General features: G+C 44.9%; 15 protein-coding genes. 9 read left to right on the top strand and 6 right to left on the bottom strand.

Annotated features, from left to right (window positions below):
• Nucleotides 1-7: 7 nt before the first annotated feature.
• Nucleotides 8-1090: an efflux RND transporter periplasmic adaptor subunit gene (locus tag ACFSR5_RS07895; protein WP_380902437.1), complete on the bottom strand. Its 1083-nt coding sequence runs from the start codon at nucleotides 1088-1090 to the stop codon at nucleotides 8-10.
• A gap of 246 nt (nucleotides 1091-1336) precedes the next feature.
• Entirely contained in the window at nucleotides 1337-1771 is a 435-nt protein-coding gene (locus ACFSR5_RS07890) for a hypothetical protein (RefSeq protein WP_380902435.1), read from the bottom strand.
• Between the two features lie 249 nt (nucleotides 1772-2020).
• Between ACFSR5_RS07890 and ACFSR5_RS07885 the strand changes: the two genes are divergently transcribed.
• From ACFSR5_RS07885 to ACFSR5_RS07865, 5 genes are all read left to right on the top strand, one after another.
• A complete protein-coding gene (locus ACFSR5_RS07885; RefSeq protein WP_380902433.1) occupies nucleotides 2021-2638 on the top strand; it encodes an RNA polymerase sigma factor in 618 nt (205 codons plus the stop codon).
• A gap of 138 nt (nucleotides 2639-2776) precedes the next feature.
• Nucleotides 2777-3748 carry a FecR family protein gene (locus ACFSR5_RS07880; protein ID WP_380902431.1) on the top strand — a complete coding sequence of 324 codons (972 nt, stop codon included), beginning with the start codon at nucleotides 2777-2779 and terminating at the stop codon, nucleotides 3746-3748.
• Nucleotides 3749-3868: 120 nt separating this feature from the next.
• Nucleotides 3869-7210: a TonB-dependent receptor gene (locus ACFSR5_RS07875; protein ID WP_380902429.1), complete on the top strand. Its 3342-nt coding sequence runs from the start codon at nucleotides 3869-3871 to the stop codon at nucleotides 7208-7210.
• Nucleotides 7211-7414: 204 nt separating this feature from the next.
• The gene (locus tag ACFSR5_RS07870; protein ID WP_380902427.1) at nucleotides 7415-8785 is read left to right on the top strand and encodes a hypothetical protein; all 1371 of its coding nucleotides are present in this window, start codon (nucleotides 7415-7417) and stop codon (nucleotides 8783-8785) included.
• A 53-nt stretch (nucleotides 8786-8838) separates the two neighbouring features.
• Nucleotides 8839-9621, top strand: a complete 783-nt coding sequence (locus ACFSR5_RS07865; RefSeq protein WP_380902425.1) for a hypothetical protein — start codon at nucleotides 8839-8841, stop codon at nucleotides 9619-9621.
• 86 nt (nucleotides 9622-9707) lie between these two features.
• Here the strand turns inward: ACFSR5_RS07865 and ACFSR5_RS07860 are convergent, their stop codons facing one another.
• On the bottom strand, nucleotides 9708-11063 hold the full coding sequence (locus tag ACFSR5_RS07860) for a S41 family peptidase (RefSeq protein WP_380902423.1): 1356 nt from the start codon (nucleotides 11061-11063) through the stop codon (nucleotides 9708-9710).
• Nucleotides 11064-11399: 336 nt separating this feature from the next.
• Between ACFSR5_RS07860 and ACFSR5_RS07855 the strand changes: the two genes are divergently transcribed.
• Entirely contained in the window at nucleotides 11400-11642 is a 243-nt protein-coding gene (locus ACFSR5_RS07855; RefSeq protein ID WP_380902421.1) for a hypothetical protein, read from the top strand.
• 56 nt (nucleotides 11643-11698) lie between these two features.
• On the opposite strand, the gene ACFSR5_RS07850 is transcribed toward ACFSR5_RS07855, so the two are convergent.
• Nucleotides 11699-12598: a diacylglycerol/lipid kinase family protein gene (locus ACFSR5_RS07850; protein ID WP_380902419.1), complete on the bottom strand. Its 900-nt coding sequence runs from the start codon at nucleotides 12596-12598 to the stop codon at nucleotides 11699-11701.
• A 76-nt stretch (nucleotides 12599-12674) separates the two neighbouring features.
• Between ACFSR5_RS07850 and surE the strand changes: the two genes are divergently transcribed.
• Both surE and ACFSR5_RS07840 read left to right on the top strand, forming a co-directional pair.
• The gene (gene surE, locus ACFSR5_RS07845; protein ID WP_380902417.1) at nucleotides 12675-13418 is read left to right on the top strand and encodes a 5'/3'-nucleotidase SurE; all 744 of its coding nucleotides are present in this window, start codon (nucleotides 12675-12677) and stop codon (nucleotides 13416-13418) included.
• Nucleotides 13419-13567: 149 nt separating this feature from the next.
• Nucleotides 13568-16231, top strand: a complete 2664-nt coding sequence (locus tag ACFSR5_RS07840) for a DUF3857 domain-containing protein (protein ID WP_380902415.1) — start codon at nucleotides 13568-13570, stop codon at nucleotides 16229-16231.
• 78 nt (nucleotides 16232-16309) lie between these two features.
• On the opposite strand, the gene ACFSR5_RS07835 is transcribed toward ACFSR5_RS07840, so the two are convergent.
• Complete coding sequence (locus ACFSR5_RS07835; RefSeq protein ID WP_380902413.1) at nucleotides 16310-16942, bottom strand: hypothetical protein; 633 nt, start codon at nucleotides 16940-16942, stop codon at nucleotides 16310-16312.
• A 157-nt stretch (nucleotides 16943-17099) separates the two neighbouring features.
• On the opposite strand from ACFSR5_RS07835, the gene ACFSR5_RS07830 reads away from it, so the two are divergent.
• Nucleotides 17100-17549, top strand: coding sequence for an LIC11966 family surface protein (locus ACFSR5_RS07830; RefSeq protein ID WP_380902411.1), 450 nt, complete (start codon nucleotides 17100-17102; stop codon nucleotides 17547-17549).
• Nucleotides 17550-18004: 455 nt separating this feature from the next.
• Here the strand turns inward: ACFSR5_RS07830 and ACFSR5_RS07825 are convergent, their stop codons facing one another.
• Nucleotides 18005-19240: a chloride channel protein gene (locus ACFSR5_RS07825; RefSeq protein WP_380902409.1), complete on the bottom strand. Its 1236-nt coding sequence runs from the start codon at nucleotides 19238-19240 to the stop codon at nucleotides 18005-18007.
• Between the last annotated feature and the right edge of the window lie 4 nt (nucleotides 19241-19244).

Raw genomic sequence — 19244 nt, 5'->3', positions numbered from 1 at the left:
GAAATCACTATTCGCTAGGTAAGACCAATTGAGTCAATACCTGCTTCGGCTCTTTGAAGGCGTACGTAATTTTGTCGCCGTTTTGCACTTTTCGGATACCTTCCAAAAGGATTTTCTCCTTGCCGTTTAGACCACTCTTGACAACATACAAGTCAGGAAGTTCGGCTTTGACAGTGATTGGCGTAAGTTTGATCTTATCTTGATCATCTAGGGTATAGACATATTTTTTGTCCATGATTTCAAATGTTGCTTTTTGTGGGATGATAATGGCGTGGGGCATCGGGATATTCATCAGGATAACGCCCGTTTGACCGTTTCTAAGTAGATTTTCGGGATTAGGAAATGATGCACGGAAAGCGATATTACCCGTTTCATTATTGAAATCGGCTTCGATTGTTTCCACTTTGCCTTGTTGCGTGTAGACGTCCTGATTAGCTAACAATAGTTGCACCTGGTTGAGATTCTGTTCGCTTTTATGGGTTTTGTAGTTTAAGTATTCCGCTTCGGGCACATTGAAATAAACCCACATCGTGCTATTATCAGACAGTGTTGTCAGTAAGTCTCCTTCATCGACCAAACTGCCGAGTTTCATGTCTAGGTGGTCGATAATACCATCATAAGGGGCTGTTATTTTGGTGAATTGTAAATGAGCGGAAGCGAGTTCCATCTCTGCTTGTGCCTTTTTAAGTTTGGCTTTAGCCATAGCCAATTCATTTGGTGCGACTACATTTTTATCGGCCAAGGTCTGTATATTTTGTACCTCGATAGCGATGGCTTCAACCTCCGCCTGCGCTCGGTGATATTCTGCGTTATACAACTTGGGCATGATTTGAAAAAGCAGCTGCCCTTTGTGAACGTACTGTCCCTCGTCGACGTACACTTTTTCTAAATAACCTCGTTCCTGTGATCGTACCTCGATATGTCGAATGGCGCGAACTTGGCTGACATATTGTTTCACGATGGTGGTATCCTGTAAGAGGGGGGCGGATACAATAAAATTCAGTTCTTCTTCCTTTTCTTCTGTATGCGTTTTGCAGCTCGTGCACGTAAGAACGGCAAAGCAAGCCAGGAATATGATAGTGTTTTTCATGTTACGTATGTATCGATATAAATCCACGATAACAATGCATAAGAATCGTATGTAGCAGCCTGTCGTTCCGACCGACAGGGCAACAGAAAGACCTTTCGCTGCATTCGTTGATATGGCGTAAGAATTTTTTTATTAAATGCTATGAAAAATATAAGACGTAAGATGCTTCTTTTGCCAGCAATATGGGCAAAAGTATACCATTGCGGCATAGAAAATCATTCGTCTAAATTGGAGGGATAAGCGATCCTACGTTCGAAAATCTTGGAAGAGAATATATTTATGGTGATGATAACATGTCAGGGGAGGGAGGAGCGGTCTGCTGGTATGTTTTTGTTGGAAGATGTAGGCTTTGGCTTGATAGGAAAGTGTTTGTTGGACAAGTACAGAAAGAAGAGGGAGGGGAAATGGATCGGTGTCTTTGGTACTTTTTGGATCGCTCTCTTCGACTTTTTCGGAACTTTCCTCATCGTGATGGTGAAACAGTGTCTTGCGTCTTCCGAACTGAAAATCAAACCCGGCATCATCTAAAAATTCTCGTTCGGAATCGACGGCCGAAAAGGACGCGGAATCCGGACGAACCGTGACGTCAGCTACTTGGTGAAGGGAAGAAAACCATAATCCCCCAACACTGAGTAAAAACGCTAGTAAAAAAACGGGTGATTTTGCTTTCCGGCTGACCATACGGAGGCAAATCTAAAAAAAACTATTAAAAAACAATATTAATTTTTTGTAACATGCTTTTTATACCCCGTTCGTACATCGACATTTATTTTTTTTGGACAACGCTATAAACTGTCGTTTCGTTAGAGCCGTGTAATCGTCCCAATCAGATGTTAATTGTCGCAGAGACACCGTTAATCCGATTTTGAATTTTAACTAAATTAATATTGACTTAATATAGAGGGTCTATCTTTGAATGGGATCAGTCATATGGGGAAAATCATTTCGATATACAAGGATTGGTTAATTGCGATTAAAACGCACGACGATAAGCAGGCCTTTAGCGAATTATACAGGTGTTTTTGGCAAGACCTGTTTATGCATGCCTTGAGGAGAGTTAAAGACGAGCAGCAGGCGGAAGATATTGTCCAAGAACTATTTATTGGCTTTTGGGAGCAGCGTGGAAAAATAGACACGGAAATGAACTTGCCTGCTTATCTGTACGGCATGTTGAAGTATAAGATCATTGACCACTATCAATCGGCGAAAGCTAAACCTATACTCCTTGAAAACTTAGCGGAGGAGCTGGAACGATTTGTTCACGAACATCCACATCATTTAGAAACATACCTAGCGTTGGAGAAACTCCTGGCGGATGAATTGGAAAAAATGCCGGGCAATATGAAAGCAGCTATGTTGATGCGGTGGGACAACGTCAACATTCGGGAGATTGCTTCACGCCTGCAGCTGTCTGAGCAAACTGTAAAAAATAACCTAACCGAAGGAAGTAGACGGTTAAAGGTGGCAGTCGCACGACATGGATCCGGCAAGTTCCGTGCGTTTCTTCCACTACTTGCCCTAACCATCGAGCACCTCAATCTTCTTTAACACGAAGCCATGCTCCGCGACGTTCCTATATTGATCTTTATTCCCCATCGCTTTACATCAATTTAATACAATGTTCACGTTTTGTTGAAGTACTTTTTCGTCTTCTCGGAGACATCTATATAAAGGACAACAAAAAGCGTGAAAAGAAGCATATTTAATTTTTTGATCGATAGGTATAAGCAAGGGGTCGCCACGGACAATGAGCGGAAGCTTTTCGATAGCTGGTACGGACAGTTTGATAAACAGGAGGTCAGCCCGAAAACGAAGATAGACAGCGACCGGCGGGAAGAGGCCTTGCGTCGCACGTTAGAAGGACTGCCGACGGCTCCGCATGTCCGTACCGCTCTTTTCCCGATGCGGCGTTGGCTCCGCGTTGCCGGGTTTTTCTTGATCGTCGGCATAGGAGCCTTTATCTGGTCTCTTAATCAGCGTGACGCGAAACAATCGGCGACGGAAATCGCCAACCATTTTCGGGTGTTTACGACAGCTGTTGGCGAACGGAAGCAGATAGTTTTGCCCGACGGCTCCGTGGTCACGCTGAATGCCCGATCAACCATGCAACTGGACGAAGGCCAATATGGGAGGACGACGCGTACGGTACAATTGGTGGAAGGGGAGGCCTTCTTTCAGGTGACTTCCGATAGTAGTCGGGCCTTTATCGTGGAAACAGGGCCATTACAAACCCGAGTGCTGGGAACATCGTTTAATATACAAGCTTATGCGGAAATGGCCGAACAGGTTATATCCGTGTTCACGGGGCGTGTACAAGTAAAGCGTGGTACTCACCTGTTGGGAATTCTGCATGAGGGAGATCGTATTCGTTTCGAAAAAGCGCAGGCCAATAGTGCGACCGAAAGATTCTCCGTTAACGACGAGCAGGGATGGATGACGGGGCGTGTATCTCTCCGCCAGGCATCTTTCGAAGAGCTGGCCTTAGCCGTAAAAAATAACTATGGTATAACCTTAAAAGCCAGTGATAAGCGTATCGCCAATCAGCGATACAGTTTACCCATTCAGGAAAATGTGCCGCTTGAACATGTGGTCTCGGCAATCTGTGCAATACATCAAAATAAATCAAGAAAGGAGGGAGATACTGTGTTGATTTATTGATAACAAAAAAAAAGAGTTAACGATCACCATCGCCAACTCTCCTTTAATGCCGAACAGTTGCACCTGTAAGGACATTACATATCAAAAACCGTATCAGTTATTTAATACATAAACAAATTTATGCAATTTAATTTACACTATCTCCATGTTATCATGCGCATTTTGTTGATTGGGATGATGGGGATACTTTCCTTGACGGAAGTCCTCGTGGCTGCTCCGGCGCGGGCACAGGTATTGGATAAAAAAATATCTATCGATGTTTATAACGGAAGTGTTATACAGGCGTTTCGCGCATTGGAAACGGAACATGTATACATCGCATTTGACGATGCGCGTTATAAACTGTCTGAAAAAAAAGTTCGCGCCAAGTCTTTTGTACGGGCCCCGGTTCGCGATATACTTTCCTATATTTTTAAAGGTACTGCACTCACTTTTCGGGAATCGGACGCCTATATCATCGTAGAACCTAAAATGGCGCAGCGTCCCGGATCGATTCGTGGAAAGATATATGATGAACGCGGGTTGCCCTTGGCCGGTGCTAATATCCGTCTTGTTGGACAAATGCCCGGCACGACGGTGCAAGCGGCTATAGATGGCGGTTACCAACTGGATGTACCTGCTGGTACGTATGTTGTGGAAGTGAGTTATTTATCGTACCAAACCCAACGCATTCAACAGGTTCAAGTGACGGCAGGACAGTCAACCAAACTGGATATCGCACTAAAAAGTAGTAGTCATCAGCTAGCGGATGTCGTTGTGACCAGTACATTTAAGAAAGCCTCTATTGCAGGGCTATATGCTAGTCAGAAAAATGCTGCATCGGTGACAGACGGAATTTCTGCGGAACAGATTGCCCGCACACCAGATATCAACATGGCCGGATCGTTAAAGCGTGTCAGTGGTGTGACGACGATGAACAATAAATATGTCATTGTTAGGGGAATGTCCGAGCGCTATAATCAGGCTATGTTAGACGGTGTCAGTATTCCAAGTTCATCCATGAACAAGCGGAATTTCTCGTTCGACGTGATTCCTACAGAAGTGGTCAGCAGTGTGGTCGTCAATAAAACAGCGACCCCGGATATGCCAGCAGAGTTTTCTGGCGGGCAGGTTTCCGTCAACACATTGGATATTCCGGAAGAGAATTTTACAACGATCCAAGTGGGAACCGGAGGTAATAGTCAGGCTTTGGGAGATGATGTTTATAGACTTGGAGAACGTACGAATGGCGAATTTTTTACTGTACCTGAATCGAAGAATAAGCTGCCAGACAATGTTCTGAATTGGTACTGGCATAATGAAGCTATAGCCGACGGAACGCCTCCTCCGGGGACTACGAATACAGGCAATCTTCCGTTAGACCCGGGAAATCCAGCGGGACCGAAATACAAAGATCTGGATGCGATAGCGCAAAGCCGGCGCTTCCAGGCAGATGCCTTGTCGAAGTTCGCGTATAAGGGAATGCCCTTTCAGAACTATCGAATTTCTTTGGGACGTGTATATGACCTACCGAACGCACAACGTTTGGGCTTTGTGGCGAGCGCCAGTCTACGCAACGAACAGAATACCGTGCTGTTTAATAATGTACGCGGACAAGATTTTTCAGGTGTAAACTATATGGATAGTACCGGGTTTGGTCAAAATGGCGGCGGTATATCCTATCGCTCCATGCATGCAGTAAGTGCGGTTGCCAATATCGGCTATCAGCGGGAAAACTTAAAATTAGCATTTAAAAATATATACTCACGCGTATACAATAACAGTTATAACGAAGCACATCGGTTGGCGTATCGGGATCTGACCAGTCCGATGTTCCGGGAGGAATTTCAGGAACCGGAATTGCTAACGTTGTTGCAGCATAAGTTGGAAGGTGAATATCAATTGCCGTCTGATTTCCGTTTGCAGGTTAGTGGTTCGGTCAATCGGGTGGGGCAAGATATCATTGATCAGCGAAAACTTAAGTACAACTTAACCACACGTGTTGGCGACACCTACTATTTCCAAACCCCCAATATCATGCAATTGGGTGGGGTGTCAAATGCTGTCATTGATGAAGATTCACGAATGTGGTCAGAAGTCGATGAGACGGATTACTATTGGAATACCGCTATTTCGCGCGTCTTTAGCGTAAAGGAAGTGCTCAATGTGCTGGCGAAGGTCGGCTATGCGGGGTATCAACGTCAGCGAGACTTGTCATTGACGCGTGTTATTCCATATATGCGGAATGGCAGCGTTATAGAGGGACCCTATGACCAAGTACTTGCACCCGAAAATATAGGTTCGGATATCAACCAGGCCTATTACTATGCGAACCGGGATAACGGAACCGTATTTAACGGAAGATTGACTGCGCACGCCCTGTATGTGATGCTGGATCAAAAACAATTCAATGATAAATTACGTCTGGTATATGGTTTGCGTGCCGAATATTTCAACCTCCGTAATCAGCAAGAGGCCTTCCTGAAGAGGAGACATCCGGAAGGTATTCCCGAATACCTTAGCGATGATATCGAACCAGCAGAAAAGGGATGGAAACTGCTTCCTTCCATCAATGCTATTTACAGTGTAACGCCAAAAACGAATATTCGCGCCTCCTACGGAAGAACCGTTATACGTCCCGACTTACGTGAGACTTCGCTGTTCGGAATGTATGACTATGAGTTGGATGGTATTATTGCGGGGAGAAATTTAAAGTCTACGACCATTGACAATATAGACCTGCGCCTGGAGTGGTACCCTTCTGCCGGAGAGATCGTATCTGTGTCTGGATTTTACAAGTATCTGGACAAGCCCATCGAGTTGGTGCAAGACGATGACCCGAATGCGAGCTACCGGTACAATTACCAAAATCAGCATGCTGCTATAAATTATGGAGTGGAGGCAGAAGTCCGTAAATCACTATATTTTTTAGGCGAGACAGCGTGGTTAGCGGATTTCTTTGTTTACGGGAACGGTACGTGGATGCGCTCGGAGGTAGAAGCGATGTCTTTTCCACGTTACAGCACAGATCCTCCAGGCATTATTAGCGAGCGTAGGCCACTGCAGGATCGTCCGTTAATTGGCCAATCGCCCTGGTTGCTGAATGCCGGGTTATCCTATTGGGGTGAGCAAGTTGGTGTAACCTTGAACTACAATGCAGTCGGTTACCGAACGTTTATTAGTTCCGCAGAGCCTAAAAATACGGAATTTGAGGTGCTACCAAAACAACTGGACGCTCAGTTCTACCTTCGTTTGTTCCAGCGGAAAGCGGAAGTCGCCTTCAATGTTGGAAATTTGCTCAATGAATGGGGTTTCTATTACAGGAAATCGGAAGATACATACGAACAGGTAGCCGAGACAGATGAGGTAACTGGCGGTTACAAAGTAATCGGTGATCTGAAATACAATCCCGAAGAGGATCGAATCATGTATAAGCGAAGAGAGGGACGTCGCTTCTTACTCACATTGAAATATAATTTTTAATACAACTGCGCGAGGCAGTTCGTCAGATATTGGTATATAAAAAAAGAGACTCCGAGCATTGTCCAACTGCGCAATCTGGAACGTACATCAAGACATGAAAACCAAGAGATGACAAAACTATACTACGCATCGGAATGCTGTCCCGATACGCAGCATAGCTTAAAAGGATCTTGACAGCAAAGGTAATTTTTATAACGGAAAAAAATGAAAAACTTTTTAACCTTGGCCAGCGTATGTGCTATCGCTTTGGCATCATGCAACAAAGACAATTTCGCCCCAGAAGGAGATTTCACTGCGGGGTTACCTGCAAAACCTCAAAAACACATCCCTGTTGACGTAAATGGTATCATCACGAAAAGTGTGCTGTCGAAAGATACCGTATGGTTAATTGATGGAATTTCTTTCGTACGTCCTGGACAAACATTAGAAATTCAACCGGGTACTGTCTTGACAACTGGATCTACAAAGTCGTACGTACACAATGGTGTGACGAATAACATTGCGGGTGTACTTGTTGTTCCAAAAACCGCAAAACTGGATGCAGAAGGCACAGCTACAGAGCCTATCGTATTTACGTCGCCCAAAGCTACGGGTAGAGCGGCAGGCGATTTCGGAGGGCTGGTTATACTCGGCCAAGCACCTACAAACCAAACCAGTCCACGCATCGAAGGAATTCCCGAGCCTATTGGTGTTGATGTAAGCTATGGAGGATCGTCGAGCAGCGACAACTCGGGTATTTTGAAGTACGTACGTATTGAATTTGCCGGTTATAACCTAACCCCAAACAATGAAATCAACGGTTTAACACTCGGTGGCGTCGGAAATGGTACGACGCTTTCACATATTCAGGTTTCGTGGGGAAAAGACGATGGTTTTGAATTCTTCGGCGGTACCGTAAATGCAGATCACTTGGTGGCACTGTCTAATGATGATGACGATTTTGATTTTGACTTTGGTTATACAGGGACCATCACCTATGGTCTATCGTTAAAAGATCCGAACTCGACAAATAGTGTGTCTGGTGGTTCTTCGGATTCAAACGGTATTGAATCGGATAATGACGGTACGGGGTCTGCGGCAACACCAAAGACAAATCCGAAGTTGAAAAACTTCACGTTTCTAGGTATCCAAAACGCTACTACCGCTGGAACGAAATTGAAATTTGGTAACCGTTGGAGAAGAGCGACTGCAATGACGATCGAACGTTCGATTATTGCGGGGTACCCAACTGGCGTGAGTTTCGAAAGTATCACGGCTACTGGGGCTACTTTCAAGGACAATTTGGTTCACGGTTATACGGCAGCTGTTGCAGGTACGCCTACTCCGGCTGTGTACACCGGCAATGGAACGAGTACAGCGGCAAGTGCCAATACCTATTTGAAACTGGGCAATACCTTGGGGACAGTTAATCCGTTTTACTCAACGACCGGGGCATCGTCTTTTAATTTAAATAACTTAATTCCTTCGTCGACCTCCCCTGCAAATGGAACAGCGACTACATACAAAGGTGCCTTTCAACCGGGACTAGCTGTATGGACAGCTAACTGGACGCAATTTGCACCGACCACCTATTAATACAAAGAAGGGGGCAAGTTTGTGGTTGCCCCCTTATATCTTACACGAATCGCATGAAAAAAATATACCTACTCATTAGTCTGACCATGTCCATGATGGCTTGCCAAAAAGGCGAGATGGTGAGCTCCTACCAAGAGTTTTCCGAAGTACTGTTTTCCGAACCTTTGCCCAGTGGTATGCAAATCTACCGAAACGGGGACGTATTGACTATTAGCGGGCAGCAGCGTGTAAAAACCCCAATGGGCGAAGCCACTTACACGTTTGTCGACGGAACCGGCACGGTGTTGCTAGAACAGATGTTAGCGTTTGACAAAAGGCGCGACACGGTATCTTTTATAGAGGACGGGGAAGCATCATATGTACTCCGTAGTTTAGCTGATGTGGCCGTGAACCCCGCACGAATTAAACTTGACATAGCCAATTTAAGCGCATTCACAGAAGGAAACCCGGTGAATATCCAAGCGTACAAGGTAGACAACCTTACGCTTGCCCCGCTGGGTGAGCCGGAGACGATGTCCAACGTATCGTCGGTATTTACGCATAATTTTTATGAGCTGGATTTAGGAGGCTATGCAGCCCTACCTGTCGCGGAAGTCGGCAATTATGCCATCCTTCTGTATCTTGTGGATAGGGAGGGGCAGCCATATCGTATCAATGGCTATCCTGTTGCATACTTTTTTTTTCCTGAGGTAGACTTAGGGGGATCTGAGCAACTAAAGAAAGTATATCGCCTTTTGCTTCGAGAAGACAACGACGACCTCGGCGAAGTGCCAGGGGTTGGTGCATATCCCGACGGCGCACGGATTTTTATGGCCGTGTCAAAGGACTCCAAATAAACGAAGAAAGGTTTTTTTAGATTTAAGAACCCATGATTTGTGGGTTTTCGGTTGATGTGGGGGATGGCTTTATGCCATCCCTTTTTTTACTTACTCGTATCGATACGAATTGGTTTTGCCGTGTATGGCAATGACTCATACAGAACAACCGTCGCCGAGCGTTTTGGGGAAACAAAGGACGATGGTACCTGAACACTGGATGTATTATCCGAGAGCAGCGCTAATGCCTTTGCGACGAGGGGATCTCTGCGATCTCCAAAAGGGTAAAGAGGTAAGGATTGATGCTCGAAAACAAGGTGGTCCGGTGTGATGCCCATGGTGTAGTTTCCGCTTTCATCGACATTGAACAATTTATAAACCAGGGGTTGTATATGCCAATTTTGTTGACTTCCGATCACATCAACAGGGGTTGTTCGTGTCGTGCTTGCCATGTCTTTGCCGAAAGTCGTATCACCGATATGTACGATGGTTAGGTAGGGACGAAGATTATTGATCAACAGTTCCGCTGCGGATGCGGTATGCTTACTGGTTAAAACGTACAACCTTTTCATTTTCAGGGACGCCGATTGAAGTGTCGGCACCGAAAAATAATAACCGTCGGGCTGCCGGGCTAATGCGTCCGAAAAACGTTCATCTAGATCGGCTACTATTTTATTGCCGCGATAGGCTACAAAAACGTCGTCGGGGCGAACATCAGTCAGCAATAAACTGCAGAACGCCGCGAAAGAAACCTCTCCTCCCGGATTATAGCGTAAATCCAAAACAAGATCACGGATGTTCGCGGCCTTAAGCTCTGCTACCGCGGAAAGTAAGGGATACGCGCCACTAAAATCAAAATGACTCAGGTAGAGGTAGCCTACTTTTTCGGATGTTTCAAATACCCGGTGCGTATAAACGACGGGTTGTGCAACATAAGCAGCTGGAATACGAAATCGTCGCTGGTGAGAGAGTGTCAGTTCAATTTCCTTTTTGGTTAAGGCCTGTTGTATTAACGAGGCGATCGTCGATATGCGCACCGGTTCACCGTTAATGGCGTACACCGTGTCGCCGCGCACTAAGCCCAACTGATGACCAGTACTTTGTGGGACCACATGGCTCAAAATATGAAACTCCTGTCCATAACGCTCGATTGCTATCAGGTCAAATCCGAACGTATTGGTTAGCGAGCTGTTGTATGTTTCGGTCGACTGACTTTGAACGATGGCTGAAAACCGATCTTCTTCGACGAGTATGTTATTAAAAAAATCGATAGGATCGCCTCTAAAATCGACCGGCTCCTTCAACAAATTTTGCCAGTAGTAATACCGCCCCATTTCGCGCCATATCCATGTATTTACAGCTTCATTCGATCCGGAAGGGTAGAGTGGTTCGTCCTTTCGACAGGCCGAAAATAGCATGCAGGAAATGACATAGGCTGCGAGAAAGTAGATACGGAAATTCATAAAGAAATCTACGCATTCTCCATCAATTCAACGTGAAGCCTTTGTTAAGTTTTATTTCTGGTACAGCGGACAGCGTTCTTCTGACATCGGGAGAGGTTCGCTTTTGTCGTGGTTGTGTGATGCAAGTCTGTTTGTTGTCGCTACTCTCCGTAAAAATGACCGTACTATTTTCCTGTCGGAAATCTATTCGGAAAAGGGGTGGGGATTCAAAATGCGATCAGCTACCGACTATTTAATTTGTTTGCTTTTGTGTATCCGGGCGGTTTAGGCGGTGTTCTCGAACGTTTGCATACGAATTTTCAGGCCGACGAGTCCAACCGCCTATTTGAATAGTCATTGAATGCTGATTTTCCTATCAATGAAGACAATTATTTGGGCTATTTGCCGTATGATACCGAGGGCAAACCCATGGATGGCTTGCAGTTTATACGGCGTGCAGACGGTACCGTGTCGGTTGACCTGATTAACGGCGGAGTGATTCGTAAAACTGGAAGTTTTCCATCAATAAGCGTACTTACCGCCAAGGATAAACAAGGACTACGTCATCTGGAGCACAAGTTGTTCAATACGCATTGGTAATATCTCCAGCCGTCTCATCGACCATTTTTTACTTGCGGCGAAAAGGTGGTGATGTTTCAGATAAGAAACTCAACCACCTTTTCGCGGATATCTGCCAAAATAGGATTTTTAAACGGTACAATAAGTTCGTCGTCTATGTGCATATATTGACTCGTGCAATCTACTGTTATTTTTTTTGCCTGGATTGTTTTCCAATCGAACGCTGCTTCTTTTTCGTCTATTAACTGCTGTATGTAATCGGCTAATGCGTCGCGTTGGTCTTCTTCTACAAGAACGAGATCAAAGACACCGTCATCCGTCTTAGCGAAGGGTGATAGTATAAGATTTGGTCCTATCGATTGGATGTTCATAATTTCCAACAAGATGCATCGTCCTTCAAAGATCTCTCCGTCAGCGTTTATCCGATACTGTTCTGCTTGCGCCGACTGAACCAATTGATACAGGACTTCCAGCGCAAGTTTTAACTCGTCTTTCGCATTTTCTAGGTGGCTGGTATCCTTATTATCCATGTGTTGTATCAGCTGAGGAAAGAGACCGTAGCCGGCACTTTCTAGAAAAAAGTCCTGGCTATCGGCACTTTGTAGCACACCAACGTCGAAAGGTTGTAGTCGGCTATCTTTCCAGTGTGCAATATGTTGTTCGTGCGGAAGTAAATTATCGATACCCAGCGTTTTCGAGAGGTTATTTGCTGTTCCCATGGGTAGGATAGCCAACGGGATTTTCTTGTCCAATGCAGTACGCTGAAGGAGTTCCTTAAGAACATTACGTACCGTTCCATCACCTCCTGCGATAACAGCAAGATCAGCTTGATCGATTTGCGTCTTCCAGCTTTCTTCTTTTTTTATGGAAAAATAAACGCACCCGTATCCTTCGGCCTCGATCGCCTTTATTAGATCTGCCTTAAGATGATCTTCGTCGCCTGCGCCCGGATTGTGTAATAGTATGACCTGCTTCATGGAATCTTTTATTCATGAACCTTTTTCGAGCCCAAATTGTTGTTATATATAGAAAATATTTATAAAAAAGGTGATCATGAAGATACTTGTGACAAACGATGATGGTATTTATAGCCCGGGGATTGCAGCCCTGGCTCGGGTGGCTAAGAAATTTGGGGAGGTAAAAGTTGTCGCTCCGGACGTAGAACAATCGTCGATGGGGCATGCTGTGACGCACTCGCGTCCGTTAAGTTATAAGAAGTCACCCATCGAATTCCAGGATATGGAAGCTTACCGCGTAAACGGAACACCAGCAGATTGCGTAGCGATGGGAACACATTTGTGGAAGAACGTTGATGTTGTGCTTTCTGGAATCAACATGGGTCCCAATCTGGGTAACTCAATGTGGCATTCTGGAACATTAGCGGCCGCGAAGCAAGCGGTGCTATTCGGTGTAAAAGGAATTGCTTTGAGCACACCCGTCGGTAATACGGAACCGGACTTTGCTATTCTAGAACCCTTTGTAGAGCGAACACTTGAATTGCTTCTTCAACATGATGAGCTGGCCTTGTATAACGTTAATTTTCCGCAGGACCCACAGGACCTCGTGTGGACAAGACAATCCGTACGTCTCTACGATGGTACAATTATTCCAGGGACAGACCCCTTGGGTCGAAAACACTATTGGTTTACGGTTAGTCCATTGGAACCGGCCGAACAAGGTACAGACCGTTGGGCAGTCGAAAACGGCATGGTATCGATCACACCGCTACGGTTGGATCTGACCGATGAAGATACCCTCCAACAGAAAGTAGCTGAAAGACGGCCTACCGACCAATAACAGGACCAGATCCTATTCATTATTCGGACTGGTATTGAATGGTTACGTTGATCTTTTATCGGTGTGCACAGCGACTTTCGCAAGTTTATTTCTTCTGATATTTCAGAATAATTCTACTTATCTGTATCTTCGGATAAGATTATTAACTGATGAAATTAACCTACTTTTTTCCACTGGTTCTATTCCTATTGATGTATGGTTTCGGCTTTTCAGCTACGCCTAGTATTTCAAAAGCAAATCTGCCGAACTGGATTCGACAATCGTCGAACCAACCCAAAGCATTAGATTTGGCAGATATCAGTGATGGTTATTATTACGAACGGATAGAATACCAAGTTAATCTTGCGGAACAAACGCGTTTTTACAGGGATGTTAAAGTTCTGACGGAGCATGCCGGTGCGGAGCATGCTGGGCAAGTGACGATCGTATTTGATCCACAATACCAGCAATTGATCATGCACGAACTGTTTGTTGTACGGGGAGGCAAGCATTTGGATCGATTGGATCTTGGAAAATTCGAGATGATTGCGTCCGAAAGTGAGCTGTCGCGGTCGATTTATAACGGAACATACGCTGCATATTTTCTATTGGAAGATTTGCGAAAGGATGATAAGATCGTGCTATCGTATTCCCTTCGAGGGTTCAACCCCGTGTTTGATAATCGATTTGCCGACACCTATTTTCTTCAGGGATATGAACCGTTTGGCTTATTGCATGTGAATTATGTCGTGCCAAAAACCCGCTCGCTCAAGTTTAAGACGTTTAAGGGAGCTCCGACCGCAGAGCAGCAGGATCTCGGACACGCCGTTTCCTATTATTGGGATATTGCAGGGACGGATCACGTAGAGACAGAAGCTAATATGCCCATCTGGTACCCTACAAGGCAACGCATCGAGTGTTCGGAGTTTTCGAAATGGTCGGATGTCGCCAAATGGGCGGGCAATGTGAACCCAATTCCTCCTTTGGTTGCTGGCGGGAAGTTGTACCAGTTTTCGGAACGATTATGGCAAGAATCTAAACACGACTCCGTCGTATATGCGCAAAAGGTTACGGATTTTGTACAAAATGACATCCGCTACATGGGCGTGGAGGTTGGTGAGTATTCGCATCGGGCAAATAACCCGGAAAAGGTTTTTGCCCAGCGTTATGGTGATTGCAAAGACAAATCCGTGTTGCTTGCTACTATGCTACGCCATAAAGGGATAGACGCAACTTTAATATTGGCAAATACTTACGAGGAGTATGGCTTAGATCAATATCTGCCCTCGCCATTTGCATTCAATCATATGGTTGTCCGGTTATCGATCGATGGGCGTAGGCAATACATCGATCCGACAATAATGAATCAAGGCGGATCTTTTTCAGAACGTTATTTTCCGTTCTATGGAAAAGTCTTGGAAGTGAAAGCAGGAGGCGTGCTCCAGGATACGGAGAAAGTCCTTTCGGGAACCACGCGCGTGGAGGAGAAGTTCAAACTACGACGGGATGGGGGCGCACAACTGGATGTGGTTACCATATATAGCGGCTCTAATGCAGACGACATTCGGACATATTTTAAACAAACGGCAAAGAATACGATTGATAAGTCTTATCTCGAATATTATCAGGGATTTTACAAGGGGCTGGTGAGGCAAACTCCCTTGACATATCAAGATGATCCCGTACGTAATATCTTTCGTGTGGAAGAGCATTACAACATGCATTCGTTTTCTGAAATAGAGGTGGGAACAAACAGACGCAGCATATCGGTGTATGCCACAAATTTAAGCAGCTACTTGCCGACAATCAGTGACGGACGTCTTACGCCGATTGCTTTGCGCTACCCGTTATCCCTCGAACACGATATCTATATTATTAACCCCGACGGAATTCCAGTCTCACCAATGAAAGAAAACGAGTTTATGGATCGAGAGAGTTACTATTATGGGAAAAATATCGTGACCATAAACGACACCTTGAAAATTGCGTTCCGGCTCGGGTTTCACGATACCTATGTGAAGGCAGAGGAAGTAGCTGCTTATCAATCCGATTTCGCGGATAAGGAGAGATTTTTTTCCAGTGCGGTTTACTTGGATGATGACGGGCTAGTGTCGGGCTCAACGACCGCGCACGAAACAAATGGTTGGTCCGTTTTCGGATTTGTTGTGCTGCTCGGTCTATTTACCTGGTTGGTCGTTACTTATTACCACCCAAGGCGGGCGTCGACGCTTATTCCTGTGTACGATGAAATGCGCTATGACCGCATTGGCGGCTGGCTGGTGTTGCTGTTAATCGCGTTATGTGCGACAGCAATTCGGGTGTTTTATGAAGGCATGCTTCGGCTATTTTTTACGCAACAGATGTGGGATACCTTAGATTATAATGTGGGTGTACATCCTTGGCTGTACGCCGGGATCTTCATGACTATGTTTGTTGGCAATACAGTCATCTTTTTTTTATCGGTGTACGCGGCCTATCTACTTGTGAAACGACGTGATATTTTTCCACAAACCTTATTTTTTCTATTGATGTTTCAACTTGCTGTGGTGTTGGCCGATGTGGTTCTGACATATACTATTTTCCGTGAGCAGCAGGCAGAAGCTGACGACTACTCGGAGATAGTCCGTGCGATTTCCTTTGCGCTTATTTGGTCGCTGTATCTATTTCATTCTACACGGGTGAAGGGGACATTTTTAGTGCAAAGTGATCAAGTTGCTCAGGCCGAGGCCCTAGTTGCCCCGGCGCTCCCTAGTATACCGGTTTCGGTGTTCGAATCCACAGACAACACATCGCATGGAGGAGGATCGGAACATGACGTGCAACGCGATAACTAAATGTCGGAAAAACGCAAAATCACGGGCGTTGGTCGGAACGTATGATGCTTGGCCAAGGAGCTTGAGGGAGTAGAGATATTATGGATTTTTTAGCTTTTGAAACCAACGTAAACTCATGTCCATGTATTCGGCTTTTTGTTGGTCCGTCAATACATTATTTAGCTCTCTGTAGTGCTGAGCGAAATCCTCTACCCGTTTTGCCCGACTGGTGCATTTAAGCCAGTTCAGATAGGATGATCGGCGACGGAGCTCATGGGTCAAAAATAGATCACAGAATACCTCGACTTCGCGAAAACGGCGGCGTAAATGCTGTAGCCGACGCAAATCTATTTCATACGTGTCCGTTGGTGTTGCGCACATAATTTGCACATCGCTTGGGGCGCCAGTCAGTATCGTGTCCGGGAAAATAATAAATTCGTCCTTCGTCCATAACGATTGTATAGTCTTATCCGAGCCGAAAGCCACTACATTTCCCTGAAAGATAAAACGTAACGTTCTTGTTGATGATCCATAGGGGAGCAGCACATCTTTTCTTTTATACTGCCGGAATTGAATATACGGAGCGAGTAAATCAACGAGATCGATACTCGGTGTTTTGTAATTGGCCAATATCCGTTGGATATTTTCTTTAGTCATTAGGTTTGCTGACATGCGGTGTTGGTATTCGTCAAAAATAGCAATTTGTGTGGCGACGAAAAGTATGAAAATCATTAAAAAACATAGGATTATCATTAAAAAATAGCCCGGATAAGTAGAAAAGATCCTAAAATCACGGTTTTCGGGGATGCTTAACAATACGGCATGATCTAATTTTGTGAGGTGTCGTAAGATAAACGGTAAAACAAAAATAAAGACCATTTTTAGGAGCATGCTGGTTGTTGGCGCATTAGCTTTAACGGGTTGTGGAGGCGGAACGAAGGACCCCGCCGCCTACAACAATACAATGATTACCGTAATCAATGGGAGTGAAAAGCATATTGCAGATATGAACAGCGCCATGACGGCATCTGATTACGATAAAGCAGAAAAGGTGCACGTTGATTGGGAAAAAGCGCTAACAACAGACATTAAAAAAGTGGACGAGTTGGGCGCCTTTAATGGAGATGCTGGATTCCAAAAGGCTGTTCTTGACGGGCTGACTGGATACAAAAAAATTCTTACCGAGGATTACCCGAAATTAATCGAAGTCCGTAAGAACAAAGTCGACGATGCAACGACTGAACATGCGCTTCTAGAAAATATTAATAAAGCGTTTGAGCATATGGCTAATGGGGTGAATAAAGCATCGGACGAGTTTGAAAGCAGGGATAACAAATAAATAATACATAGAACGAAGATTACCATAAACGGGCACCTCGCGTGGGGCTTCCGTTTTTTATATAGCGTGAAATAAAAGCATAAAAAAGAGCAAGTCATCAAAAAAACTTGCTCTCCATTATATGTCGTGTGTTGGTATCCCGTTTAGCTTGCTATCGCCAGCTCTTCCGATTCTGAAGAATCCTCTAAAATGGCCATCAATAAAAGATAGTAGCCTTTTTCTAATCCTAATTTTGCTGCTTTTGCTTCTATATTTTCCATAATTACTTTGTTTGATTGTTAATCGTTCTGTTTGATTAACATATTTTCAAAGCGTATGCCAAAACGTGAGGAACCTGGATAAATGATATTAAAACGTTCTGTTTTGCGTGTTTTTAACCGGTTTAGGCACACAACTCGAATCAAAAACGTATTAATACGGCACGGATGCGGTGTAACAGGACAAGCTCGCTCTGACTAACTGCGGAATATACGTTTGATAAAACGGCCCGGCAGCCGTTTCTTTTGAATACTGTATATTCCATACTTGCCGGATATTAGCAAGCTGACGGTACACGTTATTAAAAAAAATAGACCACCATGCCATCCGAATAATTCCATGGCCATAACCGTGCACGCAATCGGCGTTTTCGTACATCCGGCAAACACCGACACAAACCCCGTTGTCGCTAGCAATGCTATTGGGAGAGGGATAACGGCGGCAAGAGCATTTCCCAATGTCGCTCCGATAAAAAAGAGGGGGGTGACCTCCCCGCCTTTAAATCCCGAACCTAAGGTGAGCGTGGTGAGTATGATCTTGATGAAAAAATCGTAAAAGGGAAGAGGCTGCTCAAAAGACGCCAAGATCGTTGGTATACCTAAACCGATGTGACGGGAGCTTTGCAGGAGAAATACAATGCCGACCACTAATGTACCTCCGATGATTGGGCGCAATAAAACTTGTTTAATTTTCTTAAACAGATGCCCCAACAGATCGCCGGTCCTACTAAATAGCTGCGCGGCTAAGCCAAAGGCTAGGCCCGCCAATGCAAGGTAGACGATTGTTTGTGTTGACCAAGCAGGAAAAACAGTAAGGGGAGGATATGTGGTATGTAAGTCAGCGTACAAGCTACATGTCCAATTAGCAAGTAGTGCAGACGAAACCACCGGTACCATTCCCCGCCATCGAACACGGCCCAATTGCACCATTTCCAGCGCAAACAAAGCCCCTGCCAAAGGGGTTCCGAAGAGGGAAGAAAAACCAGCAGCTATTCCGCACAGAAGCAAAACCCTTCGTTCCTTTTTGGTTAGGCGTATAATTTTATGTATTTGATCTGCGAGGGTGGCTCCATATTGTACAGCGGTTCCCTCTCTTCCCGCAGATCCACCAAAAAGATGAGTCGCTAAAGTGGTTAAGATAATCATGGGAGCCATTTTCCACGGAATGCCATCATCGGGATGATAATACTCTTTCAATAAAAGATTGTTTCCTTTTTGAGCCTTACCTCCATAGCGCTGGTACCACCAAACAATCCCTAAGCCGGCGATCGGTAAAAAAATAAGAACCCATAGGTTTTGCTCCCGTACAGTGGTAACTTGGTTGAGCAGCCACAAGAAAAGGGCAGACGTGCTTCCAATGGACAACGATATAAGTAAGACGATAAACGTCCATTTACCAAAAAAACGAATAGGGGGAAATACTGATTTTATCATGCTT

It is taken from the genome of Sphingobacterium suaedae (assembly GCF_042684625.1).
GTDB classification, from domain to species: domain Bacteria; phylum Bacteroidota; class Bacteroidia; order Sphingobacteriales; family Sphingobacteriaceae; genus Sphingobacterium; species Sphingobacterium suaedae.
This window is presented reverse-complemented; position numbering and strand designations above follow the sequence as displayed.

Excerpts from the sequence above, each read along its gene's own strand:
- ACFSR5_RS07865 (WP_380902425.1), top strand. The coding sequence starts at position 8,839 with ATGAAAAAAATATACCTACTCATTAGTCTGACCATGTCCATGATGGCT.
- ACFSR5_RS07895 (WP_380902437.1), bottom strand. The coding sequence starts at position 1,090 with ATGAAAAACACTATCATATTCCTGGCTTGCTTTGCCGTTCTTACGTGC.
- ACFSR5_RS07850 (WP_380902419.1), bottom strand. The coding sequence starts at position 12,598 with ATGAAGCAGGTCATACTATTACACAATCCGGGCGCAGGCGACGAAGAT.
- ACFSR5_RS07825 (WP_380902409.1), bottom strand. The coding sequence starts at position 19,240 with ATGATAAAATCAGTATTTCCCCCTATTCGTTTTTTTGGTAAATGGACG.
- ACFSR5_RS07870 (WP_380902427.1), top strand. The coding sequence starts at position 7,415 with ATGAAAAACTTTTTAACCTTGGCCAGCGTATGTGCTATCGCTTTGGCA.
- ACFSR5_RS07830 (WP_380902411.1), top strand. The coding sequence starts at position 17,100 with ATGCTGGTTGTTGGCGCATTAGCTTTAACGGGTTGTGGAGGCGGAACG.
- ACFSR5_RS07860 (WP_380902423.1), bottom strand. The coding sequence starts at position 11,063 with ATGAATTTCCGTATCTACTTTCTCGCAGCCTATGTCATTTCCTGCATG.
- ACFSR5_RS07890 (WP_380902435.1), bottom strand. The coding sequence starts at position 1,771 with ATGGTCAGCCGGAAAGCAAAATCACCCGTTTTTTTACTAGCGTTTTTA.
- ACFSR5_RS07885 (WP_380902433.1), top strand. The coding sequence starts at position 2,021 with ATGGGGAAAATCATTTCGATATACAAGGATTGGTTAATTGCGATTAAA.
- ACFSR5_RS07875 (WP_380902429.1), top strand. The coding sequence starts at position 3,869 with ATGCAATTTAATTTACACTATCTCCATGTTATCATGCGCATTTTGTTG.
- surE (WP_380902417.1), top strand. The coding sequence starts at position 12,675 with ATGAAGATACTTGTGACAAACGATGATGGTATTTATAGCCCGGGGATT.
- ACFSR5_RS07840 (WP_380902415.1), top strand. The coding sequence starts at position 13,568 with ATGAAATTAACCTACTTTTTTCCACTGGTTCTATTCCTATTGATGTAT.
- ACFSR5_RS07835 (WP_380902413.1), bottom strand. The coding sequence starts at position 16,942 with ATGATTTTCATACTTTTCGTCGCCACACAAATTGCTATTTTTGACGAA.